We start from the raw sequence: 24549 nt of genomic DNA on the forward strand, positions 1-24549 counted from the left end.
AGAGTTGAGGAATCAACCGCCATGGCGAAGCTCAGACTGCGCATCGATTTCGAACCCGCCGGATCGCTCGGACCCGGCAAGGTCGCCCTGCTGGAGGCGATACGGCGCTGCGGCTCGATCTCCAGCGCCGCGCGCGAGCTGGACATGTCCTATCGCCGCGCCTGGCTGCTGGTCGACGACCTCAACCAGACCTTCCGCCAGCCCGTCGTCAACGCCATGGTCGGTGGCCGCAAGGGCGGCGGCACCGGCTTGACCCCGTTCGGCGACAGCGTCATCCGCCATTACCGCGAGATGGAGACGGAGGCCGCCGAGGCGCTGGCGCGGCACATGACCGCCCTTCAGGAGGAGGTCGTGGCGGGAGGCGACGCCGGGGCTCCGCCGCGCGAGTGCCCCGTGCCGGAGGACGGGTCCGAGAGGGGCGAACAGGACCGGGACTGCGATGGCCGCAAGGCGATGCAGCGCAGCCTGACCAAGCAGCCGGCCAGCCGAGCGAACTGACGCGGACCAGTCGAGACAACTTCCCGGCGTTTCAAGCGTTCATGAAAGGACGGCCGACGCGACAGCGGGGGCCGCGCCTCTTCGCCGCGATAGGACGCCTCATGACCGGCGTCTCAAACCGGGGCTTAAACCGGGAAGGAACAAGAAACATGGATGCATCGCTCTCACGTCGCCGTTTCATGGCCCTGGGTGCCCAGGGAGCCGCCGCCTCGCTGATCCTGGCCGGCTGCTCCACCGTGGCGCCCCGGTCGCCCGACGACCCGTCCAAGCTCGTCGACGACGCGACCGCCACGCTGTCGAACTTCACGCGGGATCCGGACCTTGGCTGGTTCCGCGACAACCTGCCGTCCGCCCAGGGCTTGCTGATCGTCCCCAGCTTCGTCCGCGCCGGCTTCATCTTCGGCGGCTCCGGCGGCAACGCCGTCCTGCTGGTGCGCGATAGCGCGGCGGGAAGCTGGAGCTATCCGGCCTTCTACACGGTCGCCGGCGGCAGCGTCGGATTGCAGGCCGGGGCCGAACTCGCCGAGGTCATCCTGATGATCCGCAGCGAGAAGGGCCGCGACGCGCTGCTCAGCAACAGCCTGAAGCTGGGCGCCGACGCCAGCGTGTCCGCCGGTCCGGTCGGCGCGGGAGCGCAGGTCGCGACCACGGACATCCTGGCGTTCTCCCGGTCCAAGGGGCTCTACGGCGGCGTCAGCCTGGACGGCTCGGTGGTCGCCACGCGCGACGCCTGGAACTCCGCCTATTACGGACGGGAGGTACGGCCGGTCGATATCATCGTCAGCCGCAACGTCTCCAACCCCCAGGCGAACGAGTTGCGCAACCTGGCCGCCCGCCGCACCTGAGCGGCGGATGATCCCAGGCCGGGACACGCCGCTCAGCTCTTGGTCAGCAGCAGCGTTCCCTGCTTGGCGATCCGCCCAGTGATCTTCTCCGCGATCATGGCGAGCACCCAGGGGAGATCGACCTCCAGCCTGACCATGTCGTCCATCACGTCGACCCGGCCGCTGATGGTCTGGGCGAGGACGGCGACATCGAAGGCCATCTGGTTGTCCGACCAATGGTCCTCCACCGTGGCGCCGACGCCGGAGAGCTGGGAGCGCACCTGTCCCATGCCGTCCTGGAGGCGCCGCCTGGCCTCCTCGCGTCCGAGCTGGTGGGGAATGGTCACGACCACGGGCTTGGGCATCTCTTCTTCCTCTAAGGTTTCCCATTAGGTATGCGACGCGTACCGCGATTCATAGGGGAGCCGGAATGATCCGGATCCCCAACCATTGAACAGTTATCGGACGGAAACGACCTTTGAAAAGGCGGACGGCATAATGGGCAAATGGAAACGAGCGGCGTCACGGATCCTGAATCTCGTGGCCCGTCCGGTGCGAACCGCCCATGGCAAACGTGGCGTGGTCCTCCAACCGTACCGAGGCTATGGCTCCCGGGACGAGGTCTTCCTGATCGGCAGGGTGTTCCGCCAATCGCACATGCCCAGCGACGATCAGGCCAGCGATCAGAACGGCGACGAGGACATCGTCACCCACCTGCGCGACATCGGCCGGCGGATCGCGCGCCGGTCGGTCGCCGGAGCGACGGTCACCGCCCGGTTCGCCGGCGTGGAGCAACGGGTCACGACCGACAAGGACGGTTATTTCCGGGTGCATCTGCGGCACGATCCGATGCCGCCCTGCCGCGAGGCCTGGCAGACGATGGATTTGTCGCTCGACCACCCGGAACAGGCGCGCGCCCAGGCCGACATCTTCGTTCCGCCCGAGCGCTGCCGCTACGTCGTGATCAGCGACATCGACGACACGGTGATGTTCACCGGCGTCGCCAGCAAGTTCAAGATGCTGTGGCGGCTGTTCGTCCAGGACGCCGAGAGCAGGGTCGCCTTTCCGGGGGCGGGCGCCCTCTACCGGGCGCTCCACGACGGCCACGGCGGCGATGAGCGCAACCCGATGCTCTACGTGTCGCGGGCTCCCTGGGGCATCTACGACGTGCTGGACGAGTTCTTCCGGATGCACGGGATTCCAGTCGGCCCGGTGCTGTTCCTGCGGGAATGGGGCATCTCGTGGAAAAGCCCGCTGCCGCGCAAGGCCGAAGACCACAAGCGCGAGCTGATCGGCAACATGCTGCGGCTCTACCAGGACCTGCCCTTCGTTCTGGTCGGCGACAGCGGCCAGCACGACCCCGAGGTCTACCGCCAGATCGTCGACGAGCACCCTGGCCGCGTGCTCGCCGTCTATATCCGCAATGTTTCGCGCGACGCCGGCAGGGTGGCCGAGATCGAGGAGCTGGCCAAGGTGGTCTGCGCCGCGGGCAGCGGCATGGTCCTGGCCGCCGACAGCCTCGCCATGGCCGAGCACGCCGCCGGCCTGGGCCTGATCAAGCCCGAGGGCGTCGCCGCCGTCAGGGCCGAGATCTCCACCCCCCTCCACCAAACGGTCACGCGACGTTCGGCGGGAGTTCGCGACGCCATCATGAAGGACGCGAACGGTCCGACCACCGCTCCACCAAATATCATCGTGGAGCCAAATCAGAAAAAGCGGCGGCACGTGGAATAAATGTCAGTCCGATCTGTGTCCATCCTGTAAATCCTCTTTATCTGTGTTGAAAGAAACATTTCCAGACGCGAAGTTTGGCATGGGAAAAGCGCTATCTAACACAGATAAAGAGGATTTATAGGATGGGCACGGATATGGCCGCATCGCCCGCTTCGAGCCGAGCCTGACCCAGGGCGAAAGATCATACTCCCGTAATCCCCTGAATCGGAAATGGAATTTCCGCATGGCTGAAACCCCGGAGCGGCGATGCCCGACGCCCCGTGATTGAGGAACTTCGCTCGTTAACCATCCGTTCCCTTCTCCCAGCGCCACAGGCCTGGAAGAACACCAAGGACCGCCATTGGGGGCGACTTGGAGGGAGAGGGAATCATGAAAAAGACAGCGTTGGCGGCCATTGGCGCCGCCGTCCTCGCGACCTTCACCGTGGGCGCCGCCCGCGCGCAGGACGTCAAGGAGACGGTCTGTGCCCAAGGGACATATTCGGAGCCGTGCCCCCAGGTGATCTGGTGCCCGGCGACCAATTGCGGGATCGGCATCCCGCAGCCCGATGGCAAGATCGAGATCATCTCCTCCACGGAGAAGAAGATGGACGGCACGTCGCGCCGCCCGGTCCAGTCGGGCAAGCCCATGACGCTGGATAGCATCACCGGCCGGGTGATCATCTTCGAGTGGGAGGACCCCGGCAAGGTCGAGGCGGCCGAGTCCGACATCACCATCAAGGACATCCTGTACGTCGTCATGCCGCCCGCCGGCGCCGGTTGAGTCCACGGCCAACCAGGCTTTTCCAGCGGCGGCATTTCCACAGGGAGACGATTAGATGATCAAATTAAGCATCAATGGGCAGGAGAAGCAGTTCGACGGCGACGGCGAGATGCCGCTGCTCTGGTACCTGCGCGACCAGCTCGGACTGACGGGCACCAAGTTCGGCTGCGGCATCGCGGCCTGCGGCGCCTGCACCGTCCATCTCGACGGCGAGGCCGTACGGTCCTGCCAGACACCGATCAGCGCCGCCGAGGGCTCGGCGGTGACGACGATCGAAGGGCTCGACCCCGAGGGCAACCATCCCCTGCAAAAGGCTTGGCGCGCCAACAACGTGCCGCAGTGCGGCTACTGCCAAGCCGGGCAGATCATGCAGGCGGCGGCGCTCCTGAAGCAGACGCCGAACCCGTCGGACGAGGATATCGACAGCGCGATGTGGGGCAACATCTGCCGATGCGGCACCTATGTCCGAATCCGCGCCGCGATCCGCGACGCCGCGAATGGAGTTTGACATGCCGCTGGACCAGAACTCCCCCCATGATGAGTCGCTTGGTGCCTCCCCAGGAGTCTCCAATGTCAGCCGGCGTGGCCTGCTGAAGGGCATCGTCGCCGTTGGCGGCCTCGTGTTGGCCGCCCGCATCCTGCCGCCGGGACCGTCGGTCGCCCAGACGGCGGCCTATGGCGCCGCCGCCATGCCGCACGGCACCGTCAACGCGCCCAGCGCCTTCATCTCGATCGGCAAGGACGGCATCGTCACGATCGTCTGCCACCGCTCCGAGATGGGCCAGGGTGTCCGCACCGGCATGCCCCAGATCGTCGCCGACGAGTTGGAGGCGGACTGGAACAAGGTGCGCGTCGTCAACGCCACCGGCGACGAGGAGAAGTACGGCAACCAGGACACCGACGGGTCGCGCAGCACCCGGCACTTCATGAAGCCGATGCGCGAGGCCGGCGCCGCCGCCCGGTCGATGCTCGAGATGACCGCGGCCAAGCGCTGGGGCGTCGAGCCCGGCGAGGTCGAAGCCCGCAACCACGAGATCGTCCACAAGGCGTCCGGCCGCAAGTTCGGCTATGGCGAACTGGCCGAGGAGGCCGCGTCGCTCGAGGTGCCGGCCAATGACGAGCTTCGTCTGAAGACCCCGGACCAGTTCCGCTATATCGGCAAGGGACTGCCGCTGGCCGACGGTTTCGACATCTCGGTGGGCAAGGCCAAATATGGCTTCGACACCTGGATGGAGGGCATGAAATACGCCGTGGTCGCGCGGCCTCCGGTGTTCGGCGGCAAGGTCGTCTCGGTCGACGACAGCGAGGCCCTTAAGATCCCCGGCGTCGAGAAGATCGTCAGGATCGAAGGCACGCCGGCCCCCGCCAAGTTCCAGCCTTTGGGCGGTGTCGCGGTGATCGCCAGCAACACGTGGGCCGCGATGAAGGGCCGCGACGCGCTGAAGATCACGTGGGACGACGGACCGCACAAGTCCTACGACAGCGAAGCCTTCCGCCAGCAAATGCTGGAGACGGCGCGGAAACCGGCCAAGGTGGTCCGCGACGACGGCGACGCCGAGACCGAGTTGGGCAAGGCCGCCAAGAAGATCGAGGCGGAATACTACCTGCCGCATCTGGCCCAAGCCCCGATGGAGCCGCCGGCCGCGACCACCCGCATCGTCGACGGCAAGTGCGAGGTCTGGTCCTGCGTCCAGGCGCCCCAGGTCACCCGCACCGACATCGCCGAGAAGCTGGGCATGAAGCTGGAGGACGTGACGGTCCATGTCACGCTGCTCGGCGGCGGCTTCGGCCGCAAGTCCAAGCCCGATTTCGCGATCGAATCGGCGATCCTGTCCAAGGAGATGGGCGGAGCGCCGGTGAAGCTGCTGTGGACGCGCGAGGACGACATCCGCCACGGCTATTACCACACCGTCTCGGCGGAGCGGATCGACGCCGGCCTGGACGCCAACGGCAAGGTGACGGCGTGGCGGCACCGCAGCGTGGCGCCGACCATCACGTCGATCTTCATGCCCGACACCAAGCACCAGGGCGCCTTCGAGCTGGGCATGGGTCTGGTCGACGTGCCGTTCGACATCCCCAACCTGCGCTGCGAGAACGGCGAGGCCGAGGCCCACGCCCGGATCGGCTGGTTCCGGTCGGTCTCGAACATCCCGCACGCCTTCGCGATCCAGTCCTTCGTGGCGGAATTGGCCGCGGCCGCCGGCAAGGACCAGAAGGACTTCCTGCTGGAACTGCTGGGACCGCCGCGGGTCGCCGAGTTGAAGTCGCTCGACACGCTGTGGAACTATGGCGAGTCGACCAAGGTCTATCCGGTCGATGTCGGCCGGCTGCGCCACGTGGTCGAACTGGTGGCTGACAAGGCTGGCTGGGGCCGTCAGGTTCCCAAGGGCCACGGCCTTGGCATCGCGGCGCATCGCAGCTTCGTGACCTATGTCGCGACGGTGGTCGAGACGGCGGTCGCGGAGGACGGGACCCTGACCATCCCCCGCGTCGACGTGGCGATCGACTGCGGCAACGTGGTCAATCCAGAGCGCATCCGCGCCCAAGTCGAAGGCGCTTGCATCATGGGGCTGAGCTTGGCCCTATCGAGCGAGATCAGCTTCAAGGACGGCCGTGTCGTCCAGGGCAACTACGACGATTACCTCGTCGCCCGGATCGATCAGGCGCCGCGCGAGATCAACGTCCACATCGTGCCGTCGAACTGGGATCTGGCGCCGGGCGGCGTCGGCGAGCCGGGGGTTCCCCCCTTCGCGCCGGCCCTGACCAACGCCATCTTCGCCGCCACCGGCAAGCGCATCCGCACGCTTCCGATCGGCGACCAGCTGAAGGCGTGAGATATCGCACCGGGGGAGCGGGCGGACGTCCGCTCCCCCGGTGCTTATCGCTCGTCGCTCAATGCCTGGGTCAGCAGCCGGGGATCACCTTGAACTCGACCCGGCGGTCCAGCGCGTCGGTCACGTCGTCGCGCCCCGTTCCAATCAGGTTGTCGCGTGATCCGGCACCCGTGGCGATCGTGCGCGCGCCGAGGACGGGTTCCTCCCGGTCCAGCCTGGACTTGACAAATTCGGCCCGCAGCAGCGACAGCCGGTCGTTGAGCGCCGCCGGTCCGGTCGGGCTGGTGTGTCCCGCCACCTCCAGGCAGGCGCTGTCGCGGGCGGCACTCTCGGCGATCTGGCGCAGCCACTCGTCATAGCTTCCGCTGACCAGTTGATCCGGCACGAAGGCGGTGGAGCCGGGCTTGAACAGCAGCTTGACCGCCAGCCTGTTGTTGCGCAGGCCGTAATTGACGATGTCGCCGAACGCCGCCGCCGCCTCGTCGCGCCGGCCTAGCTTGAGGTTGGTCAGGTAGATCCCGTTATAGGCGCGGAGCTGGTCCCCCGCCGGCGACAGCGCCGCCGCCCGGTAGAGATCCAGCGCCTCGCGGTAGTCGCTCCTGTCATAGGCGTCGATCGCGTCGGCGATCAGCGCCGCCGTCAGGATGCCGTCGACATAGGCCGGGCTGATCGGGTCGCCGACCTTGGTTCCCTGGCATGTCGTGATGTAACCCTCGGTCGCCTTGTCGCCGGTCCAGGCGGGACTGTCCTGGAAGAACGGCGTCGGCGTGGTGTCGACACCGTCCAGCTTTGAGCGCGCCACCGCCTTGGCGACCGTCTTGCCCGATTTGAGATCGGCCAGCACCAGACAGAACCGGTAGGCCTCGCGGGTCCCCGCCGTCTTGCCTTCCGCGTTGACGGGAGTGAAGGTGCCGACCAGCACCAGCGGGGCCGCCGCCACCGCGGCAGTGGAGAACGGCACGATTTCGAACTGGGGATATTGGGTTTTGACCAGATCGACGATCCTGGACTGGATCCGGCGCGTCGCCGTCGACTGCGACCCCGTCATACCGTCAACCAGCGGATCGATCACCACCTGATGCCGCCCCGACGCCGCCGTCGGCGCCGGCACCGTCTTGGAGGAGAAGACCGAGTTCGCCGCTTTCAGCACCGCCTCGTCGAACGGCACGGGAATGACCGGCGCCGGGGCGGCGGGGGCCGCGGCGGGAGTTGGGGAGGGAGCGGCCGCCGCCGGTGGGGCCGCCGTGGCGGTCTGGGCCGGGGGTCCGCCGTCGAACGGCGCGCAGCCTCCCGACAGCAGGCCGAGCATCGATAACCCCGCCAGCGATGACACTGAAAATCGCCTGAAGGCTCCAGGACCGAAGACGCCGGGATAACCCTCAACAGTTCCCGCGAAGGAAAGCTTTGGTCGCATCCGAAATCGCCTCTCCGAGTTGAGCCCTTTCCAGAATATTGGCACAGCGCGGATCTTTGCCGCTAGCCTCTCGGGCGCGTATCGGGGACTGCTTTTGGAGTATGGAGCCTTTCGCCAAAGGGACTTTTGTTTCAGTTGACACCGCTGGTTGGATGGAGACTTCGGGTGTTTGCTCCGGCATTGGTTTCCGCAGCGGCAAGGGCAGCTCGGCCACCGCTTCGGACGGGCTTTCGATGACGGGAGCGGCCACGGGAGGTGGGTCGGGAACCTTCAGGGGCGGCGGGAGCGCCACCGTCAAGGTCGCCGCTGGGGTCGCGGCGGGCGCCTGGACTGGCGCCTGGACCAAGGGGGGCGGGATCAGATAGAATGGCTCGCCGCCGAGCGAGCCATAGGTGAAGGGCGTCTGCCTGCCGCCGGTCGCGTCGAACACGCTGTCGCGGATGCGGCCGAACAGCAGGTTGATCTCCAGCCCCGGCGTCTCGATGTGCTTCAGCAGCGCCGTGGTGTAGGGGCTGTGGCCGCCCGCCCCGTCCTCCGCCAGCGCGTTCGCCGCCGTGGCGTAGGCGACCAGGGTGTTGCGTCCGATATCGCCGACCTGGGCCAGCCCCTCCGTCACCTTGATGGCGCGCGTGGCGCCCGGCGCCCGGGCGATGCGGGCCGCGAACGGGTTGTCGCGGCAGGCGTCGAGGATGATGATCCGCAGCTGCTTGGCGCCCTCCGCCTCTTCCAGGATGACGTCCAGCGACAGGGCGTCGTATGACAGGTCCTGCTCGCGCTGGACCCGGGCGTCGACTGGCAGGAAATAGTTGTGGCCGTTCACCTGCAATCCGTGCCCGGCATAGAAGACCAGCGCCACCGACGCGGTTTCCGTCGCGCGTCCGAACGCCCGCAGCCGTTCCGCCATCTGGGTGAAGGTCAGATCGTAGCCGTCCACCACCGAGAATCCGATGCGTCTCAGCGCCTGGGCGACCGCCTTGGCGTCGTTCGGTGGATTGGGCAACGGCGCCACGTCGCGGTAGGCGCCATTGCCGATCACGAGGGCCACGCGGTCGTTGGCGTTGGCCGGACCGGCCAACAGGATCGGACCAGCCAATAGGAGCGGTCCGGTCAGCAGAAGCAGGACGGCGACGGCCACGCCGGTAAGCCTGGACACCCTGGTCCCCCTGATGGTTAAGGAACTCACCTCATATCATACCACCGAGGGCATCCTGGAAGAACCAATCCAAAGGCTCATCCAGCGATGCTCCGCCTTGGTGACGATTGAACACCTGTTCAGATTGACAGGTGCCAATCCCGACCCTAAGGTGCCCGCACCATTGGGGAGTAGCCACCCTCTCGCGGGAGGGGTTCGCGCCAACAGACTCGGGGAGTTCCCGTGGCGCGCGCGGCGATCGGACGACAGGTCCGGAAGCTCGGCGAGACTGATGGCACGACCACCGCCCGACGGCCAACCGGGTGTGGGCGTGCTATCCTGTTTCGTCTGGCCGGAGAAACCCGGATGTTCGGCGCCACCTCCTTCGCGCTAGCCTTCAGCCTATCCATGGACAGCTTCGCGGCCGCGCTGGGCCGCGGCGCCGCCCGCAAGCGCCCCGGCTTCAACGAGGCGTTCCGCGTCGGCGTCATCTTCGGCGGCTGCCAGCTGCTGATGTCCGTGATCGGCTGGGCGGTCGGCGTGTCCTTCGCTGGACTGGTCCAGCATTTCGACCACTGGATCGCCTTCACGCTGCTGGCGATCATCGGCGGCAGCATGATCCGCAACGCCATCGCCGGCGAGGCCGATGACGACGCCGCCGCCAAGCGGTCGGGCTGGCTGTCGCTGCTGACCACCGGCGTCGCCACCAGCATCGACGCCAGCGCCGTGGGCGTCGGCTTGGCGATGGCGGATGTCAACATCGCCGCGACCGCGACCTTGGTCGGCTTCGTGACTTTCCTGATGGGGTTTGGCGGCGTCATGCTGGGTCACGCGGCGGGCCCACTGCTGGGCCGGAAGGCGGAATTGATCGGGGGGCTTGGCTTGATCGGCATCGGCACCAAGATCCTGGTCGAGCACACGCTGTTCTGATGACTTATAGTGACCATACACGTCGATTCGCGAGAGCCTGGAGACCCCTGTCATGTGCTGCCGCCCTGCCGTCGAACGAGCCTTCGCCGAAATGAAGGCATCCGGAGCCCCAGACCGGCACGCCTTGGAAGCCGCGCTGATCATTCACCGCTTCCATCATCCCGAGGTCCCGTTCCAGGACGCCCTGACCGAGGTGTCGCGCTGGACCGTCGGGCGTCTGGTCCACTAGACGCCCGACGAATTCCGAAGGGGGCTTAGGAGAGGGCGTCCAACTCGCGGCGGCGCGCGTCCGGAATGTTCAGCCGGCTCGCCAGGAAGTCCAGGTAACGGCGCTCGGTCTCGGACCCGCCGCGGATGGCGATCTCCGACGCCAGATAGATCTGCTCCGCCGTGTCCTGGTCGCGCGACTGCCGGATGATGTCATCCAGCGGCTTCGGCGACGCGATCTCCTGCTCGACGATCCGGCGCTCCTCGGCGCCGGCGCCCGCCTTGTCCAGGTGCTGGATGATGCGCTGGCGCTCCTCGGCGGTGATCTGGCCGTCCGCGTTGGCCGCCGCGATCATGGCGCGGATCAGCAGCAGCGCCTGCCCCTCGTCCATCTGCAGCGACGCTTCCGTCGGGCCGGCGGTCGCCGTCCCGTCCTGGGGCTGGAAAACGCCCAGCGCGTCGAACAGCGCTCCGAACGGGCCGCTGGCGCCCTTCTTCTCCGGCACCGCCGGTGTGGCGGCCGGCTGGGTCGAACCACTGTCCCGATACGCCTTGTAGGCGAGGTAGGCCAGCGCCGCCATGCCGGCCTTGCCACCCAGGCTCATGCCGCCCTTGGTCTTGCCGCCGCCGAGCAGCATCGGTGCCGCGGTCGCCAGCGCCGCGCCACGCCCGCCGGCGCGTCCGGCCAGCCCCGACACCAGCATGGTCCCGAGCACCTTGGTCAAATTGGCCATGTCGGCCTCCCAATTCATGTTTCGCTGGGAGGTTAACGATTGGCCGGCGTCCTAGGTTCAGACCGGGTATGGCATCAGGAGGGCGCGTCCGGCTTCTTGGCGGCGCGCTTCGGTTTCGACAAGGACTTGAACCGCTCCTCGGTGTCCGGCTCGGAATAGACACCTAGGAACAGGTCGCCAAGCGCCCGCCGGCTCAGGGCCCGGATGCGGTTGCGGATGGCGTTGCGCATCGATTCCTGGCTCATCTGGCAGCGGCGGCACAGCTTGCGGAGCTTGCCGCCGTTGTCGCCCGACAGCCGGACCAGACGCACCGTCACAGGCAGGTCGCGGACCTCGGCGTATTCCACCACGTTCGGCCAAGCCGAGCGGCGGCCCCGCCGGTCGCGCCAAGTCTGGTCATCGGCGTCGAACCAGCGGCCATCGGCCAGGCAGCGCACCACCGTGCCATGCTTGCGGCCACAGTCGCGGCAGCGCTCGTTCAAGCTGACCGGCGCTATGTCCGTGTAGCGCACCCTCTCGCCCGACGGGTCGAGTTGCGGCCGGTAAGTGGCCTTTCGCCGTCCCGTGTCGCTCATGATGTCCTCTTGGCCACGGGGCCACCATGCCACACCGGCGACCCGGCCGCCACGACCGATACCATGGCGTCCAGCCGTCACGCCGAACGCCGATCTATGATGAATGGAATATGACTTATGGTCCGATTCAAAGCGTCCGGACCATCCTTGCGTACAGGTTCGGCGAATTTCCGGGCGAATACCTCGTGGTCACGCACGATTCTACTTGAACCCGGACGCGATCATCCGCATGTTGCAGTGCAGCAAACAGCCGGCGCCGGACGTGCCCAAGAGCGCGACGGCGCAAGTGCCAAGTGACCACCACATCGCCACCAGCAAATCAGGAAACGCTATCATGAATGCATTCCCCCAGTTCAAGGTTCCCAGCTTCGACCAGTTCAAGGTTCCGGGCTTCGATTTCAGCGCCGTGTTCGACATCCAGCGCCGCAACGTGGAGGCGTTCACCGCCGCCAGCCAGACCTTCGCGCAGGGCATGCAGACGGTCGTCCAGCGCCAGGGCGAGATCGCCCGCCAGTCGATCGAGCAGTTCCAGGGCCTGATGACGAACGCCAAGCCGACCACCGCGGTCGAGGAGACCCTCGTCAAGCAGACCGATCTGGTCAAGGCCGCCTACGAGAAGAACATCGCCAACGCCCGCGAGCTGCAGGACATCGTCTCCAAGGTCACGACCGAGGCGTCCGACATCCTGAGCCGCCGCGTCGTCGCCAGCCTGGACGAGATCAAGGCCGTCGCTCAGCCGAAGAAGGTCGCCGAGCGGACCGTCAAGGCCGCCTGAGCAGCCACTCTCGGGTCCGATCAGATCTGAACGGCGTCACGTCCCGGAGAACCCGTTCTCCGGGACGTGACAATGTAAAGTTCCAGGTCCACTCCGATGGAATACAGATTCGGTTGTGGTACCGTCCATTGACCGAATGGATACCGCGGGGTCGGATCCGGCCCCGCTTTCAACCGTGACGCGGCGCCCATGCCGGTGCCGGAAATCGATAGGGAGACAGTTGGATGCGCGACATCGCCATTACCCTCGAGCAGGCCGCCCATTGGCTGAATTGCGGGATCGCCCAGGTCAAGGAATACCTGACGGCCGGTCGCCTGCGCGCGTTCGAAGGCAAGTCGGGCGATGCCGCCAAAGTCATCTCGCTGAATTCCACCGTCATCCTGGCCGAGAGCCTGCCTCCCGAGGCCGGCATCTTCCAGATCGCCGAGAAGCGCGACTACGACTCCGCTCCCCGGCCGCGCCAGACCAGCTCCATGGGCCGCGAGCGGGCGCCGCTCGAAGTCGTTCGGAGTTCCGGTCCGATCGTCGAGCGCCGCCCCCTCCGTCCCTTCGTCGCCCGTTAAGCTTCCTGTTCAGTCGTCAGCCTCCGGCACCAGCGAGGTGCCGGCGAGGTTGGCGGTGATGTCGGACAGCATCGGCACGTAATCGTCGCCATGTCCCGTGGTGACGGCGACCGCGAACGAGTTCCGCACGGCCGCTCCCATCGGATTGGCGACGCCGGCGGCGTTGGCGAAGGCCGACAGATAGCTCATGTCCTTGAAACCGTTGCGAATCGCGAAGCGGTGGGCGTTGGGATCGCGCTCCAAGACCCATTTGAAGAACGTCTGGTAGAAGCCGCAGTCCATCCTGCCGCCCCGGACGACGCTGTCGAACACCGTCGGCGTCAGCCCGGCCTTGGCTCCCAGCGTCAAAGCCTCCGCGTAGAGTGCCGCGTAGCCCATCGACAGGAAGTTGTTGAGCAGCTTCATCGTGTGGCCGGTGCCAACCGGCCCGGTCTCGATGACGCGCCCCGCGAAGGTCTCCAGCACTGGCCGCGCCCGCTCGATCTGATCGGATGTGCCGCCGACCATCACGTCCAGCGTTCCCTCCCACGCGTCCTTGGGTGTCCGGCCCAGCGGCGCGTCGATCAGCGTGATGCCCTTGCCCTCCAGCTCGGTGGCGAGGCGGGTCGTCGCCGACGGCTCGGAGGTCGAGCAATCGATGATCATCAGCGGCTTGCCCGCCGCCGCCAGACCGTCCGGCCCGTTGACGACCGCCTCGACCTGCGGGCTGCCGGTGACGCACAGCACCACGATGTCGCACGCCTCGGCCAGTTCGCGGGGAGTCGCCGCCTCCGACGCGCCGCGCCGCTTCAGGTCCTCCACCGGTTCCCGGTTGCGGTGTCCCATCACCGTCAGGGGAAAGCCCTTGCCGACGATGTTGGCGGCCATGCCGTGGCCCATCAGCCCGACGCCGATGAACCCAACGCGTTCCTTGCCCATGGCTGTCTCTTCCCTCTTCTTGTTTCCAGGCTTCCTGTTTCCAGGATCGGTGTTCGCGGTCAGAGCCAACCGCTCCGCTTGAAGCGCATGTAGAGCCACGCGCAGACGACCAGGATCGTGGCGATCACCGCCGGATATCCATAGGTCCAGCGCAACTCGGGCATGTGCTCGAAGTTCATGCCATAGATGCCGGCGATGGCGGTCGGGACGGCCAGGATGGCGGCCCAGCCGGCCAGCTTCTTCATCACCTCGTTCTGCCGGATCGAGACGATCAGCAGATTGGCCTCCAGCGCGGAGGCCAGCAACTCGCGCAGGTTCTCGATCCGCTCCGACAATCGGGTGGTGTGATCCTGCACGTCGCGAAAGTAAGGCTTCAGGTCCTCGTCGATCAGCGGCACCTCGACCCGGGCCAGCCGCCCGGTCATGTCGATCAGGGGCTGGACCGAGCGGCGCAGCACCTGCAATTCGCGGCGGATCTCGTAGATCCGCGCGATCTTCTCCGGCGAGAAGGCCGCGGTCATGACGTCGGCGGCTGTCTCCTCGACCTCCTGTTCCAGCGTCTCGACGATCGGAAAATAGTTGTCCACGACGAAATCGATGATGGAGTAGAGGACGAAGTCGATTCCCTTGCCCAGCATCCTCGGGATCGTCTCGCAGCGCTTGCGGACCTCCGCGTAGGAAGACGACGCGCCGTGGCGCACGGTGATGACGTAGCCATGCCCGATGAAGACATGGGTCTCGCCGCATTCCACCTTGCCGGCCTTCAGTTCGGCGGTGCGCAGCACGACGAACAGCGATTGTCCGTAGACTTCCAGCTTGGGCCGCTGATGGGCACGGTGGGCGTCCTCGACCGCCAGGTCATGCAGGCCGAACCGGGCCTGGACCTGACGCAGCAACTCCTCGCTCGGCTCGAGCAACCCGATCCAGACGAAGTGGTCCCTCTGATCGGGAGGGGTCGCCGTGTCGATGCTCACCGATCGATCGCGATGCCCTCCGACATACAGGGCGCTGTCGACCACCATTCCCATGCCGCTGACCCACCAACCACACCGCGCGTCCTCGGTGGATCGCGCAAAGGGTGATCATAAGCGCGTATGGGATCGGCTGTCGAGCGGGCGTGAGCGGCTACTTGCGGCCGGATTACTTAACACCCAATCACTTGCGACCGGATAGCGCCACTTCGAAGGCCCCCAGCAGCTCGATCATGTCCTGGTGCCGCTCGGCGCCGCGCAACGAAAGGCCTTTCAGCAGCGCCTGCTCGACGGCGGGCGGGATCGCTACACCCAGCCGCGACGGCGGGATCAGGTCGTCCTGCTCGATCCGGGCCAGCGCGTCGGCCGGCATCTGGCCGCTCAGCGTCCGGTAGAGGGTGGCGCACAGGGCGTAGACATCCGTCCAGGGGCCTTGCCGGCCGCCGGCGTTGTACTGCTCCAGCGGGGCGTAGCCGCGCTTCAGGATCACGGTCAGGTTCTGCTCGCCCTGGGACAGCGCCATGCGGGCGGCGCCGAAGTCCAGCAGTTTGGAGCGCTTGTCGTTGGTGATGTAGATGTTGTCCGGGCTGATGTCCCGATGCAGCACGTTCTTCTCGTGGACCCGCGCCAAGCCGCGCATCACCGGCAGGATCACCCCCAGCGCCTCGGCGAACGGCAGGCGGCCGCCGCGCTCGTTGAGCACCTCCTGGAGCGACCGGCCCTCCAGGTACTCCATCACCATGTAGGCGGTGCCATTCTCGGTGAAGAAGTCGAGCACGTCGACGATCTCGGGCGTGGTGCGGAACTGGGCCAGCAGCCGCGCCTCGTCCAGGAACTTCTCCATGCCGGAGCGGTAGGGCGCCGCCTGCTCGGCGCCGCTGGGAGCCACCAGCGAACTGCCCGGCATCCGCACCGAATACATCGACGGGTAGTATTCCTTGACCGCGACCAGGGCGTGCAGCCGCTCGTCCCGGCCGACATAGGTGATGCCGAAACCGCCCAGGCCGAGCACCCGGCCGATCCGGTAGCGTCCCGTCAGCATCACGTTGGAGGCGAGCACGAAACCATCGCGCTGGCTGGCGACGTGACGATAGCCGCAGGCCGCGCAGGCGGCGCTGGCACCGGCGGCGAAACCGGGCGCGAAGCAGCTGGGGCAGAAGCGCTCCTCCACGGCGGCGGCTCCCCCCATCCTGGTGGCTCCGGAACCGGCCATGGCGCCATGGTCGAGCAACCGCGTCGCGGCGGCCTCCCCCGCCTTGCCGTCCCCGCCCCTGCCATCGCGCCCCTCGCTCGTCCGCGGTTCCGGCTGGGGCACGGCGGCCAGCAGCTCCTGCAAGGCGGTGAGCTCGCGTTTCCGCTCGGCGGGATCGCCGATATCCGAGACGACCTGCGCCTCGAAGCCGCCGCGCGCCACCAAGCCGAACAGGCGGGTGCGGGCCATGTCGAGCGGCCGGCCCGGGATCAGCAGGCCCTGGGTGCAAAGCTGGGCCAGCTTGATCACCCGCTGGCGCAGGTTCAGGTCCGGGTTGTCCAGCTTGTCCAGGATGCGGTTCTCGATCAGGAAGTCGGTGAAGACCGTCTCGACCATGTGGATCAGCTTGGACCGGATATCCCCCGGAAGCTGCGCCGCGCAGAGCAGGGCGTGCGTGTTGCTCAGCACCTTCATCTTTTGGACGGGATGCGATCCGCTGTCCACGAAACTGCCGATCAGGCGGGGCCGCGCCGCCATGTCCTCCAGCGCTTCCAGCATCAGGCGCGGTTGGCGCTGGGCCAGCGGGGACGACGCCAGGGCCTGGATGTAGTTGATCTTGCGACCGGGCTCGCCCATCAGCGCCAGCAGGCGGGCCATCGCCTCCTTCAAGCCCGCCAAACCGCCCTGCTCCTGGCTCCGCGAATGACGCAGCGTCAGCGCCTCCGCCATGTCCGGTCCACCCTCGACCCCGGTCTCGGTGATCAGCCGGTCGAGCAGGGCCATGAAGGAGGCCGCCTTGACGTCCCGCGCGGCTGGGCGGCTGTCGCAAAGCTGGATCTGGATATGGGCCAGCGCCGCGCGGCGCGCCTGGGGCAGCCGTCCCGCGTCGAATTGGTGGGCCAAGGCCCGCAGGTTGTCGGCCATCGATGTCAGCAGCGCCGAGGTTTCGGCGCCCTGGATCACGTCGTACAAGCGGGACAGGCGCAGGCTGGGGTCGGCGTCGGGTCCGAACAACTCGCGGACGGCGCCGGCCGACGCGAACAGATCGGCGACCAGACCGTCCAGCACCGCAAGGGCCTTGTCGTCCAGCGGCTCGTACAACCAGTCGGTCAAGCGCGACAGCTTGCCGGCCCAATCGCGCGAGCCCAGCAACTCGGCGCAAGCCGCGTGGGTAAGGGCGAATCGGGCATCGCCCGGCCGCGTCACCTTGGCGCCCTTGGAGTTCCTGACCGTGCCCGCCGAGGAGCCAGCCGCCGTGCGTCCTGGGGCGCCCGCCGCGATGAATCGCTCGGCCAGCGGCGCGAAGGCCTGCCGGGTCCGGTAGTTGCGCTGATAGGTGCCTCGGGCCGCGTGCGCGCGGGCGACCAGATCGTCAACCCGCTTGTTGAGCTTGTTGCGCGCGGTCGCGGCATCGGTGCCGAGCAGCCGGGCTTGGCTGGCGGCCGCGGTGGTGACGGCGCTCTTCATCAGCGGAGTCACGGCGACGAGCTTGTCGGCCTCGTCCGCGGAATGAAGCACCTCGCTGACCAGCAGCACCTTCTGGTCCAGGTAGTCCGCCAGCAGGCGGCGAATCGTCAGCCGACTCGCCAACTCGTAGAAATCGTCGAGCGACTCGCAGAACGGCGCCTCGATGCCCTCGACGACGCGGATCTGGGTCAGCGGCATCGTGGTCTTCATGACCTCCGACACCACGACTCCGACGCTGCCACCATCCTGCCGCAGGATCTTCTTGGTGATGCGCACGCCGGCCGTCGTCGGCTGAAGCATCAGCCTGTCCGCGGCGCTCTTAGCCTGATCCTCGTCATCCAGCAGGTGCTCAAGCATCCACTGGTCGTCGCGGAAGATCAGAACCTCGTAGGCGGACTTCTTTTTGCGCAGCATGACCGGATGACAGGAACTGAAAAGCCGACAGGGCGCTGGCTTGCCTGGAGCCTCGGGACAATCCCCCCTCCAGACCATCGCGTCGCGACAAGTCGAATCAATTCCAATCTATTGTTCCGGCATTCGACAGTAAAGCGTCGCGTGCCGTCATCCGCCTTTTCTCGCCGATTAGCCGCAGCCAGGGGCGCCAATTCGCCGCCGGCGACCATTTCCACTCATAGGCGAATAATAAAAAGCCCTCGCGGCGGGCCGGATCGAACCTTGGATCCCCTCAGTGCCCGTGGCTGGTCTTGGCGCCTTCCTTCAGGACGAAATGACGTCCACAATAGGGGCAGTCGACATGGCCACCGGCGGTCAGCGTCAGATAGACCATGGGATGGCCCAAAGCGCCGCCGCCACCGTCGCAGCCCACGGTTTCCGTCTCCACTTGAATTGTCTCGGTCGGCTGCATCACCTATGTCCCTGTCTTGAAGTTCCGGCGCGCCGCCGGAACGGCGCCCCGGCATGTCCTGTCGGCCGCCGGGATGATACAAGACGGCACGGCCCGATCAACGCGATTGTTGGTGTCGACGGGACGAGCCGCGGCCTCTCGCGACCCCGTGTGGAACCCACAGTCACCAAACCACCGCGCCCCTTTTGGTGTTTTCGAAAAGAACCGGTTCGATCATGACAACAACGCCCACCCCCTCACCCGCCAGCCCGCCCGCCGCCTCCCTCCATGCCGACGCCCTGCGGTCCGCCGAGCCGACGCCGGCGACCACGCCGCTGCCGGCCAACGCGGTCGAGGTGCGTGGCCTGACAAAGACGTACAAGGCGGCGGGACGGGCGCCCGCCAAGGAGGCGCTGAAGGGCATCGACCTCGCGATCCCGCGCGGCTCGCTGTTCGGCCTGCTCGGCCCCAACGGCGCCGGCAAGTCGACGCTGATCAACATCCTGGCCGGACTGGTCAACAAGACCGCCGGCGAGGCCCGCATCTGGGGCCGCGACGTCGACCGGGAGGCCCGCCAGTCCCGTGCCGCGATCGGCGTGGTGCCGCAGGAACTCAACATCGACCCCTTCTTCACCCCGCGCGAGTTGCTGAACCTGCAGGCCGGCCTGTACGGCGTGCCCAAGTCGGAGCGGATCACCGAGGACCTCCTGAAGGCGGTCGGACTGGAGGACAAGGCGGACGCCTATGCCCGGACATTGTCGGGCGGCATGCGGCGGCGGCTGATGGTCGCCAAGGCGATGGTCCACTCGCCGCCGGTGCTGGTGCTGGACGAGCCGACCGCCGGCGTCGACATCGAGCTGCGCCAGATGCTGTGGGAGCAGGTCCGGGCGCTCAACCGGGCCGGCACCACCGTGTTGCTGACCACGCACTACCTGCAAGAGGCCGAGGAACTGTGCGACACCATCGCGATCATCAACCACGGTCAGGTGGTGGCGATGGACAGCACGCGCGCGCTGTTGCGCCGGCTGGACAGCAAGGCGCTGGTGCTGCAATTGGACCGCGACCTGACGGCGGTTCCCGCCGGGCTGGAGGCGTGGCAGGCCGAGTTGACCGACCCGCGCCGGCTGGTGGTCCGCTACAAGCCGAGCCGCACCCGGGTCGGCGACGTGCTGGGCGCCATCCAGGCGGCCGGGCTGACGATCCAGGACCTCAGCACGGTGGAGACCGACCTGGAGGACATCTTCCTCCAGCTGACGCGCGGCTCCCACGCCGAGGAGGCCGGCGACCCATCGCTTATGACGGGAGCCGGGCGCTGACCGGGGCTGGCACGCGATGGGCCGTCTATCGCGCCTGTTCGCCGGCTTCGCGCTGCTGGTGGCGCTGGCGCTGTGCTCGGGCTGCGCCGCGACCTACCAGCCGATGGGATCGATGACCCAGGCTCCGGCCATGACGACGGACGGGATCGCGACGCCCGACGGCGTGACGCTGCCGCTCCGCGTCTGGCCCCCCGACTCCGGTGCCGCGCCGAAGGCCGTCGTCCTGGCGCTCCACGGATTCAACGATTATTCCAACGCGTTCGAGGGACCGGGCCGCTTCCTGGCGGCGCACGGGATCGCGACATACGCCTATGACCAGCGCGGTTTCGGCGCCAGCGAGCGGCCCGGCATCTGGCCGACGGCGGACACCCTGATCGCCGACCTGCGCACGGCGGCGGCCCTGGTGCGCCAGCGCCATCCGGGAATTCCGCTTTACCTGCTGGGCGAGAGCATGGGCGGGGCGGTCGTCCTGAGCGCGCTGGCGGAACCGCCGCCGGGCTTCGAACCGCTCGATCCCGCCGGCACGATCCTGTCCGCCCCGGCGGTCTGGGACCGCGATTCACTGACCACGCTCCAGCGCGCCGCGCTGTGGATCAGCTACCGCACGGTTCCCTGGTTGCGGCTGACGGCACCGCGCGAGTTGCGGATCCAGCCTTCCGACAACATCGAGATGTTGCGGGCGCTCAGCCGCGATCCGCTGGTGATCAAGGGGACCCGGGTCGACGCGGTCGAGGGCCTCGTGCGGCTGATGAGCCGGGGCGCCGCCGCCGTGCCGAGCCTGCCGTCGCCGGCGCTCGTGCTCTATGGCCGCAACGAACAGGTGCTGCCGCGTCCGCCGATCGTGAAGACGCTGGCGGCATTGCCCCGCCAAACCAAAGTCGCGATCTACGAGAACGGCTATCACATGCTGATGCGCGACCTGGAAGCGGCGACGGTCCTGGACGACATCGCCCACTGGATCGCAGATCCGGCGGCGCCGCTCCCCAGTGGCGCCGACAGGCTTCCCTTCACCGAAGCGAAGGAACTCGTGGCGAGCGACCGGGTCGATGAACATCCGGCGTCTTTTTGACATACCCACGTATTCAAGTCTTCATCACCGCCCCTGTTGGCGAAGGGAGAAATCGGCATGGCCGATACGGCGAAACGCGCGAGCGGCACGATGACGGGGGAAACCACGTCGCATTCCGACATGGCGACGGCGAAGTATCATCCGGACCGGCGATGGCGGCCGGTGGCCGGTTTCATCGCGGGGTTCATCGGCGTCCTGGTTTTCCATCAGGCGATGCTGGGCGTGCTGCATCTGGTTGGGTTGACTGCGGGACAACCCTGGTCGTTCCGCCTGATCCCGCCGCTGGGGATCCCCGCCGTGCTATCGGCGGCTTTCTGGGGAGGTGTCTGGGGCATCGTCTTCTCGGCCGTCCACCGCCATTTTCCGCGCGGAACCGGCTATTGGGTGGTGGCGTTCCTGTTCGGCGCGATCTTCCCGACACTGGTCGCCTGGTTCATCGTCCAGCCGGTCAAGGGCATGCCGGTGGCGGGCGGCTGGCAAGCCGCCGGCATGCTGACCGGCATCCTGGTCAACGGCGCGTGGGGATTGGGAACGGCGCTCATCCTGTCGCGGCTCCCCGGTAGGATCCGGAGCCCCTCCTAAGGCGTCCCCTCCTAATGAATCAGGGTGGCATCCGATGTTCCGGCATCGGATCGCCTGGGCGGTTGCGCGTTCAACCGCATTCGCGCAAAATCGGACGGACCCAGTAACGGCGGCCGTCCCCTACACCCCAAATGATGCATTCCATTACCAGCTTGGGCGACTCCGGACTTCTGTTGCCGGCGTCCGCCTGCGTCTTCGTCTATCTGATGTTGCGGGGCGCTCCGACCGTGGCGCTGCTGTGGGTGGCCACGCTCCTGACCGGGCTGAGCCTGACGCTGGTCGCCAAGCTGGGTTTCCTCGCCTGCGGGGTGGACGGTGGATTGCTGGATATCGAGAGCCCCAGCGGCCACGCCAGCTTCGCCGCGATCTTCTTCGGCTGCTGCGCGCTGATAGCGGGGTCTGGCAGGCCGCGCTGGCAGCGGATCGGCATCCTTGGCGCCAGCACCGCGATCATCCTGCTGGTCGCCGTCAGCCGGGTGAGACTACGAGCCCATACCTGGGAGGAGGTCGTCTGCGGCTTGGCGATCGGTTTCGCCTCGGTGGCGGCGTTCGCCTGGATACACGCCCGGATGAAACCTCCCGTCGTGCGGCTCCGGCCGGTCGTCGTGGTGGTGGCGGTCCTGGCCGTCCTGCTGAACGGCCATGGCTTGCAGGCCGAGCCGGTGATCCGCGACATCGCGCGGACGCTGCGCATCTCCATGAACGTCTGCGGCTGAGATCCCTCAGCCAGCACCATCCACGTCTGGGCCGCCCGCTTCCGGGTAGCCGATCGCGATCACCTCGATCTGTTCCGGGCCGGCCGGCGTGCGCAATTCCACCACATCGCCGACCTGGGCCTTGAGCAGGGCACGGGCGACAGGCGAGATCCAGCTGATGCGCCCGTTGTCCAGATCCGTCTCGTCGATCCCGACGATGGTGACGGTGCGTTCCTCGTCCCGTTCGTTGGCATAGGTGACCGTGGCGCCGAAGAAGACCCGGTCGCGGTTCTTCTGCGCGCGCGGATCGACGATGTTGGCCGCCTCCATGCGCTTGGTCAGGAACCGGATGCGGCGGTCGATCTCACGCAGCCGCTTCTTGCCATAGATGTAATCGCCGTTCTCCGATCGGTCGCCGTTGCCAGCGGCCCAGGACACGACCTCGACCGTCTTTGGTCGCTCCACCCGCATCAGGTTCCTGAACTCGTCCTGGAGCCGCTTGAAGCCTTCCGGCGTGATGTGGTTGGTGACGCCCGCCGGACGGATTTCCTTCTCCTCGGGCGGGTCCTCCTCGATATCGCTTTCGCGGACGAAGGCCTTGCTCATGGCGTGCGGCTTTTTCCAACTGGTTGAGGCGATGTCGAACAGGCAGGGTGGTACCCGACACCCTGGGAACGCAAGGGACAATGATGTCGGAAATCCAACCATGCCCAACATCCTGACCCGGATCCTGATCGGCCGCGGCATGCGGTCCTTCGCCGACGGGTTCGTGGCGCTCCTGCTGCCGATCCACCTGAGCCGGCTCGGTTATGGCGCGGCGGAGGTCGGGCTGCTGGCGACCGCCACACTGCTGGGATCGGCGGCCTTGACCTTGGGGCTGGGCTTCTTCGGCGGTCATGTCCGGCTCGGGCGCGGGCTCGCGGGCGCGGCGATGCTGATGGCCGCGACCGGGCTGGGGTTCGCCGGCATCGACGCGTTCTGGCCCCTGTTGCTGGTCGCCTTCATCGGGACCATCAACCCGTCGAGCGGCGATGTCAGTGTCTTCCTGCCGCTGGAGCAATCCCTGATCGCCCACCTGGTTACCGACTCGGAACGGACAGCCGTCTTCGCCCGCTACAGCTTGGTGGGCTCGCTAGGCGCGGCACTTGGCGCGTTGTCGATTGGGACGCTGCCGTGGCTCGACCGCCTGACGTCGGCAGGGTCGGCGACTCCGATGCTGTTCGTCGTCTACGGCGCGATTGGACTGGCGACATTGTCGCTCTACGCCGGGTTGCCAGACACGCGCTCTGGCGACCACACGAAACGGGCCAGCAGGCTGGGGCCGTCACGCCGCCGGGTGTGGGGCTTGGCCGCCCTGTTCTCGGTCGATTCGTTCGGGGGCGGCTTCGTCGTCAACTCGCTGTTGGCGCTGTGGCTGTTCGAGCGGTTCGGGCTGTCGGTGAGCACGACCGGCACGATCTTCTTCGTGACCGGGCTGTGTTCCGCCGTCTCCTTCCTGGTGGCCGTGAGGCTCGCCCGGCGGATCGGCTTGGTCAACACGATGGTGTTCACACATCTGCCGGCCAACATACTGATGATCATGGCCGCCTTCGCGACCAGCCCGGAGGTCGCGGTGATCTTCCTGGTGCTGCGCAGCCTGCTGTCACAGATGGATGTTCCGGCGCGAACGTCCTACGTGATGGCGATCGTCGAGCCGGCCGAGCGGCCGGCGGCGGCCAGCCTGACGGCCGTGCCGCGCAGCCTCGCCTCCGCCTTGTCGCCGGCCTTGGCGGGCCTGATGCTGGGCGTCAGCACATTCGGCTGGCCGCTGGTCTGCGCCGGCGCCCTCAAGATCACCTATGACCTGACATTGCTGGCCTGCTTCCGCGCCATCCGCCCGCCCGAGGAGACGGCCCGCCCAAAGGAGGCGGACTGATCCCCGGGATGGCGGCGCGGAAGCGCCCGACGCCGGATCAGATCTTGGCCGATTCGCCGCGCGCGCCGATTTCGATGAACTTGCGCGTGATCGGCTCGACCAGATCGCCGACCTGGCGCGCCATCGCGACCTCCTCGTCCAACGACTGCTTGAAGCCGGTGAGGTTGCTGAAGCCCGCCATCTCGCCCATCACCATCAGCGATTTGTACGCGGCGATCTCGTAATTCTCGAACGCGTGGTTCGCCAGCATGTTCTTGATGATCTCGTCGGACGCGACCGAATGCGCGATGGCGGCCACGTTGCCCACGAAGCCCTGGACGGCCTCCTTGACGGCGGACGGGCTTTCCGAGAGCCGTCCCATGACCTCCTCGAGGCGCTGGCGCTGCCCCTCGGTCTCCTGGATGTGGCGGCGGAGGATCTGCTCCAGTTCCGGGTAGTTCTCCAGCCGCTCGACCTGCCGGCCCATGATCTGCAGCGCCTGCAGTTCCAGCGCGTGGGTGTTGTGCAGGCCGGTGATGAAGATGTCGCGGGCGGCGTCGGTGATCGAAGCCATGATGGTGGACCTCCTCGAGGGTGTCTGAATGGATATGTTCAGCGC

Annotated in this window: 26 protein-coding genes; 15 read left to right on the forward strand and 11 right to left on the reverse strand. The window is 67.1% G+C overall.

The window, feature by feature from the left end; all coding sequences use genetic code 11:
* Nucleotides 1–21: 21 nt before the first annotated feature.
* Both N825_RS37525 and N825_RS11190 read left to right on the forward strand, forming a co-directional pair.
* Nucleotides 22–498, forward strand: a complete 477-nt coding sequence (locus N825_RS37525; RefSeq protein WP_084164673.1) for a winged helix-turn-helix domain-containing protein — start codon at nt 22–24, stop codon at nt 496–498.
* 149 nt (nt 499–647) lie between these two features.
* Nucleotides 648–1343: a lipid-binding SYLF domain-containing protein gene (locus N825_RS11190; RefSeq protein ID WP_198038281.1), complete on the forward strand. Its 696-nt coding sequence runs from the start codon at nt 648–650 to the stop codon at nt 1341–1343.
* 32 nt (nt 1344–1375) lie between these two features.
* Here N825_RS11190 and N825_RS11195 read toward each other — a convergent pair whose 3' ends face one another.
* Nucleotides 1376–1687: a polyhydroxyalkanoic acid system family protein gene (locus N825_RS11195; protein WP_037451222.1), complete on the reverse strand. Its 312-nt coding sequence runs from the start codon at nt 1685–1687 to the stop codon at nt 1376–1378.
* A gap of 214 nt (nt 1688–1901) precedes the next feature.
* On the opposite strand from N825_RS11195, the gene N825_RS11200 reads away from it, so the two are divergent.
* From N825_RS11200 to N825_RS11215, 4 genes are all read left to right on the forward strand, one after another.
* On the forward strand, nt 1902–3056 hold the full coding sequence (locus N825_RS11200; protein ID WP_245613082.1) for an App1 family protein phosphatidate phosphatase: 1155 nt from the start codon (nt 1902–1904) through the stop codon (nt 3054–3056).
* A gap of 369 nt (nt 3057–3425) precedes the next feature.
* Nucleotides 3426–3818, forward strand: a complete 393-nt coding sequence (locus N825_RS11205) for a hypothetical protein (RefSeq protein ID WP_037451228.1) — start codon at nt 3426–3428, stop codon at nt 3816–3818.
* Between the two features lie 55 nt (nt 3819–3873).
* Complete coding sequence (locus N825_RS11210; RefSeq protein WP_037451231.1) at nt 3874–4326, forward strand: (2Fe-2S)-binding protein; 453 nt, start codon at nt 3874–3876, stop codon at nt 4324–4326.
* 1 nt (nt 4327) lies between these two features.
* Nucleotides 4328–6652, forward strand: a complete 2325-nt coding sequence (locus N825_RS11215) for a xanthine dehydrogenase family protein molybdopterin-binding subunit (RefSeq protein WP_198038282.1) — start codon at nt 4328–4330, stop codon at nt 6650–6652.
* 70 nt (nt 6653–6722) lie between these two features.
* On the opposite strand, the gene N825_RS11220 is transcribed toward N825_RS11215, so the two are convergent.
* Both N825_RS11220 and N825_RS11225 read right to left on the reverse strand, forming a co-directional pair.
* Nucleotides 6723–7985: an OmpA family protein gene (locus N825_RS11220; protein ID WP_198038283.1), complete on the reverse strand. Its 1263-nt coding sequence runs from the start codon at nt 7983–7985 to the stop codon at nt 6723–6725.
* A 46-nt stretch (nt 7986–8031) separates the two neighbouring features.
* Nucleotides 8032–9219, reverse strand: a complete 1188-nt coding sequence (locus tag N825_RS11225) for a caspase family protein (RefSeq protein WP_198038284.1) — start codon at nt 9217–9219, stop codon at nt 8032–8034.
* 345 nt (nt 9220–9564) lie between these two features.
* Here N825_RS11225 and N825_RS11230 point away from each other — a divergent pair, with 345 nt between their 5' ends.
* The gene (locus N825_RS11230; protein ID WP_037451236.1) at nt 9565–10128 is read left to right on the forward strand and encodes a manganese efflux pump MntP; all 564 of its coding nucleotides are present in this window, start codon (nt 9565–9567) and stop codon (nt 10126–10128) included.
* A gap of 52 nt (nt 10129–10180) precedes the next feature.
* Nucleotides 10181–10357, forward strand: a complete 177-nt coding sequence (locus N825_RS39735; RefSeq protein ID WP_198038285.1) for a hypothetical protein — start codon at nt 10181–10183, stop codon at nt 10355–10357.
* 25 nt (nt 10358–10382) lie between these two features.
* On the opposite strand, the gene N825_RS11235 is transcribed toward N825_RS39735, so the two are convergent.
* The gene (locus tag N825_RS11235) at nt 10383–11069 is read right to left on the reverse strand and encodes a tellurite resistance TerB family protein (protein ID WP_037451665.1); all 687 of its coding nucleotides are present in this window, start codon (nt 11067–11069) and stop codon (nt 10383–10385) included.
* 74 nt (nt 11070–11143) lie between these two features.
* Nucleotides 11144–11644 (reverse strand): hypothetical protein, encoded by a 501-nt coding sequence (locus tag N825_RS38830; protein ID WP_051512036.1) that lies wholly within the window; start codon nt 11642–11644, stop codon nt 11144–11146.
* Between the two features lie 334 nt (nt 11645–11978).
* On the opposite strand from N825_RS38830, the gene N825_RS11245 reads away from it, so the two are divergent.
* Both N825_RS11245 and N825_RS11250 read left to right on the forward strand, forming a co-directional pair.
* Nucleotides 11979–12419, forward strand: coding sequence for a phasin family protein (locus tag N825_RS11245; protein WP_051512038.1), 441 nt, complete (start codon nt 11979–11981; stop codon nt 12417–12419).
* 224 nt (nt 12420–12643) lie between these two features.
* Nucleotides 12644–12982: a hypothetical protein gene (locus tag N825_RS11250; RefSeq protein WP_037451239.1), complete on the forward strand. Its 339-nt coding sequence runs from the start codon at nt 12644–12646 to the stop codon at nt 12980–12982.
* A gap of 9 nt (nt 12983–12991) precedes the next feature.
* Here the strand turns inward: N825_RS11250 and N825_RS11255 are convergent, their stop codons facing one another.
* The 4 genes from N825_RS11255 to N825_RS11270 form a co-directional block, all read right to left on the reverse strand.
* Nucleotides 12992–13999, reverse strand: a complete 1008-nt coding sequence (locus N825_RS11255; protein ID WP_281174362.1) for an NAD(P)-dependent oxidoreductase — start codon at nt 13997–13999, stop codon at nt 12992–12994.
* Nucleotides 13960–14928 carry a magnesium/cobalt transporter CorA gene (corA, locus tag N825_RS11260; RefSeq protein WP_037451241.1) on the reverse strand — a complete coding sequence of 323 codons (969 nt, stop codon included), beginning with the start codon at nt 14926–14928 and terminating at the stop codon, nt 13960–13962. The genes N825_RS11255 and corA overlap by 40 nt, the downstream gene beginning before the upstream one ends.
* A 127-nt stretch (nt 14929–15055) precedes the next feature.
* Nucleotides 15056–17944 carry a serine/threonine-protein kinase gene (locus tag N825_RS36415; RefSeq protein WP_051512041.1) on the reverse strand — a complete coding sequence of 963 codons (2889 nt, stop codon included), beginning with the start codon at nt 17942–17944 and terminating at the stop codon, nt 15056–15058.
* 271 nt (nt 17945–18215) lie between these two features.
* Nucleotides 18216–18395, reverse strand: a complete 180-nt coding sequence (locus N825_RS11270) for a zinc-finger domain-containing protein (protein WP_037451244.1) — start codon at nt 18393–18395, stop codon at nt 18216–18218.
* Between the two features lie 215 nt (nt 18396–18610).
* Between N825_RS11270 and N825_RS11275 the strand changes: the two genes are divergently transcribed.
* The 4 genes from N825_RS11275 to N825_RS36420 all read left to right on the forward strand — a co-directional run bounded on the left by N825_RS11275 (nt 18611) and on the right by N825_RS36420 (nt 22057).
* Complete coding sequence (locus tag N825_RS11275) at nt 18611–19690, forward strand: ABC transporter ATP-binding protein (protein ID WP_084164647.1); 1080 nt, start codon at nt 18611–18613, stop codon at nt 19688–19690.
* Between the two features lie 16 nt (nt 19691–19706).
* Nucleotides 19707–20759: an alpha/beta hydrolase gene (locus N825_RS11280; RefSeq protein ID WP_037451246.1), complete on the forward strand. Its 1053-nt coding sequence runs from the start codon at nt 19707–19709 to the stop codon at nt 20757–20759.
* A gap of 57 nt (nt 20760–20816) precedes the next feature.
* Complete coding sequence (locus tag N825_RS11285; protein ID WP_198038286.1) at nt 20817–21341, forward strand: hypothetical protein; 525 nt, start codon at nt 20817–20819, stop codon at nt 21339–21341.
* A 173-nt stretch (nt 21342–21514) separates the two neighbouring features.
* Complete coding sequence (locus tag N825_RS36420; RefSeq protein ID WP_198038287.1) at nt 21515–22057, forward strand: phosphatase PAP2 family protein; 543 nt, start codon at nt 21515–21517, stop codon at nt 22055–22057.
* A 6-nt stretch (nt 22058–22063) separates the two neighbouring features.
* On the opposite strand, the gene greB is transcribed toward N825_RS36420, so the two are convergent.
* Nucleotides 22064–22642 carry a transcription elongation factor GreB gene (greB, locus tag N825_RS11295; RefSeq protein ID WP_037451248.1) on the reverse strand — a complete coding sequence of 193 codons (579 nt, stop codon included), beginning with the start codon at nt 22640–22642 and terminating at the stop codon, nt 22064–22066.
* Between the two features lie 100 nt (nt 22643–22742).
* Between greB and N825_RS11300 the strand changes: the two genes are divergently transcribed.
* Nucleotides 22743–23951, forward strand: coding sequence for an MFS transporter (locus N825_RS11300; RefSeq protein WP_037451251.1), 1209 nt, complete (start codon nt 22743–22745; stop codon nt 23949–23951).
* 37 nt (nt 23952–23988) lie between these two features.
* On the opposite strand, the gene N825_RS11305 is transcribed toward N825_RS11300, so the two are convergent.
* Nucleotides 23989–24504: a ferritin-like domain-containing protein gene (locus N825_RS11305; protein ID WP_037451255.1), complete on the reverse strand. Its 516-nt coding sequence runs from the start codon at nt 24502–24504 to the stop codon at nt 23989–23991.
* Between the last annotated feature and the right edge of the window lie 45 nt (nt 24505–24549).

Source organism: Skermanella stibiiresistens SB22 (genome assembly GCF_000576635.1).
Classification (GTDB): domain Bacteria; phylum Pseudomonadota; class Alphaproteobacteria; order Azospirillales; family Azospirillaceae; genus Skermanella; species Skermanella stibiiresistens.

Excerpts from the sequence above, each read along its gene's own strand:
- N825_RS37525 (WP_084164673.1), top strand. The coding sequence starts at position 22 with ATGGCGAAGCTCAGACTGCGCATCGATTTCGAACCCGCCGGATCGCTC.
- N825_RS11190 (WP_198038281.1), top strand. The coding sequence starts at position 648 with ATGGATGCATCGCTCTCACGTCGCCGTTTCATGGCCCTGGGTGCCCAG.
- N825_RS11195 (WP_037451222.1), bottom strand. The coding sequence starts at position 1,687 with ATGCCCAAGCCCGTGGTCGTGACCATTCCCCACCAGCTCGGACGCGAG.
- N825_RS11205 (WP_037451228.1), top strand. The coding sequence starts at position 3,426 with ATGAAAAAGACAGCGTTGGCGGCCATTGGCGCCGCCGTCCTCGCGACC.
- N825_RS11210 (WP_037451231.1), top strand. The coding sequence starts at position 3,874 with ATGATCAAATTAAGCATCAATGGGCAGGAGAAGCAGTTCGACGGCGAC.
- N825_RS11215 (WP_198038282.1), top strand. The coding sequence starts at position 4,328 with ATGCCGCTGGACCAGAACTCCCCCCATGATGAGTCGCTTGGTGCCTCC.
- N825_RS11230 (WP_037451236.1), top strand. The coding sequence starts at position 9,565 with ATGTTCGGCGCCACCTCCTTCGCGCTAGCCTTCAGCCTATCCATGGAC.
- N825_RS39735 (WP_198038285.1), top strand. The coding sequence starts at position 10,181 with ATGTGCTGCCGCCCTGCCGTCGAACGAGCCTTCGCCGAAATGAAGGCA.
- N825_RS11235 (WP_037451665.1), bottom strand. The coding sequence starts at position 11,069 with ATGGCCAATTTGACCAAGGTGCTCGGGACCATGCTGGTGTCGGGGCTG.
- N825_RS38830 (WP_051512036.1), bottom strand. The coding sequence starts at position 11,644 with ATGAGCGACACGGGACGGCGAAAGGCCACTTACCGGCCGCAACTCGAC.
- N825_RS11245 (WP_051512038.1), top strand. The coding sequence starts at position 11,979 with ATGAATGCATTCCCCCAGTTCAAGGTTCCCAGCTTCGACCAGTTCAAG.
- N825_RS11250 (WP_037451239.1), top strand. The coding sequence starts at position 12,644 with ATGCGCGACATCGCCATTACCCTCGAGCAGGCCGCCCATTGGCTGAAT.
- corA (WP_037451241.1), bottom strand. The coding sequence starts at position 14,928 with ATGGGAATGGTGGTCGACAGCGCCCTGTATGTCGGAGGGCATCGCGAT.
- N825_RS36415 (WP_051512041.1), bottom strand. The coding sequence starts at position 17,944 with ATGCTGCGCAAAAAGAAGTCCGCCTACGAGGTTCTGATCTTCCGCGAC.
- N825_RS11270 (WP_037451244.1), bottom strand. The coding sequence starts at position 18,395 with ATGCAGCCGACCGAGACAATTCAAGTGGAGACGGAAACCGTGGGCTGC.
- N825_RS11275 (WP_084164647.1), top strand. The coding sequence starts at position 18,611 with ATGACAACAACGCCCACCCCCTCACCCGCCAGCCCGCCCGCCGCCTCC.
- N825_RS11280 (WP_037451246.1), top strand. The coding sequence starts at position 19,707 with ATGGGCCGTCTATCGCGCCTGTTCGCCGGCTTCGCGCTGCTGGTGGCG.
- N825_RS11285 (WP_198038286.1), top strand. The coding sequence starts at position 20,817 with ATGGCCGATACGGCGAAACGCGCGAGCGGCACGATGACGGGGGAAACC.
- greB (WP_037451248.1), bottom strand. The coding sequence starts at position 22,642 with ATGAGCAAGGCCTTCGTCCGCGAAAGCGATATCGAGGAGGACCCGCCC.
- N825_RS11300 (WP_037451251.1), top strand. The coding sequence starts at position 22,743 with ATGCCCAACATCCTGACCCGGATCCTGATCGGCCGCGGCATGCGGTCC.
- N825_RS11305 (WP_037451255.1), bottom strand. The coding sequence starts at position 24,504 with ATGGCTTCGATCACCGACGCCGCCCGCGACATCTTCATCACCGGCCTG.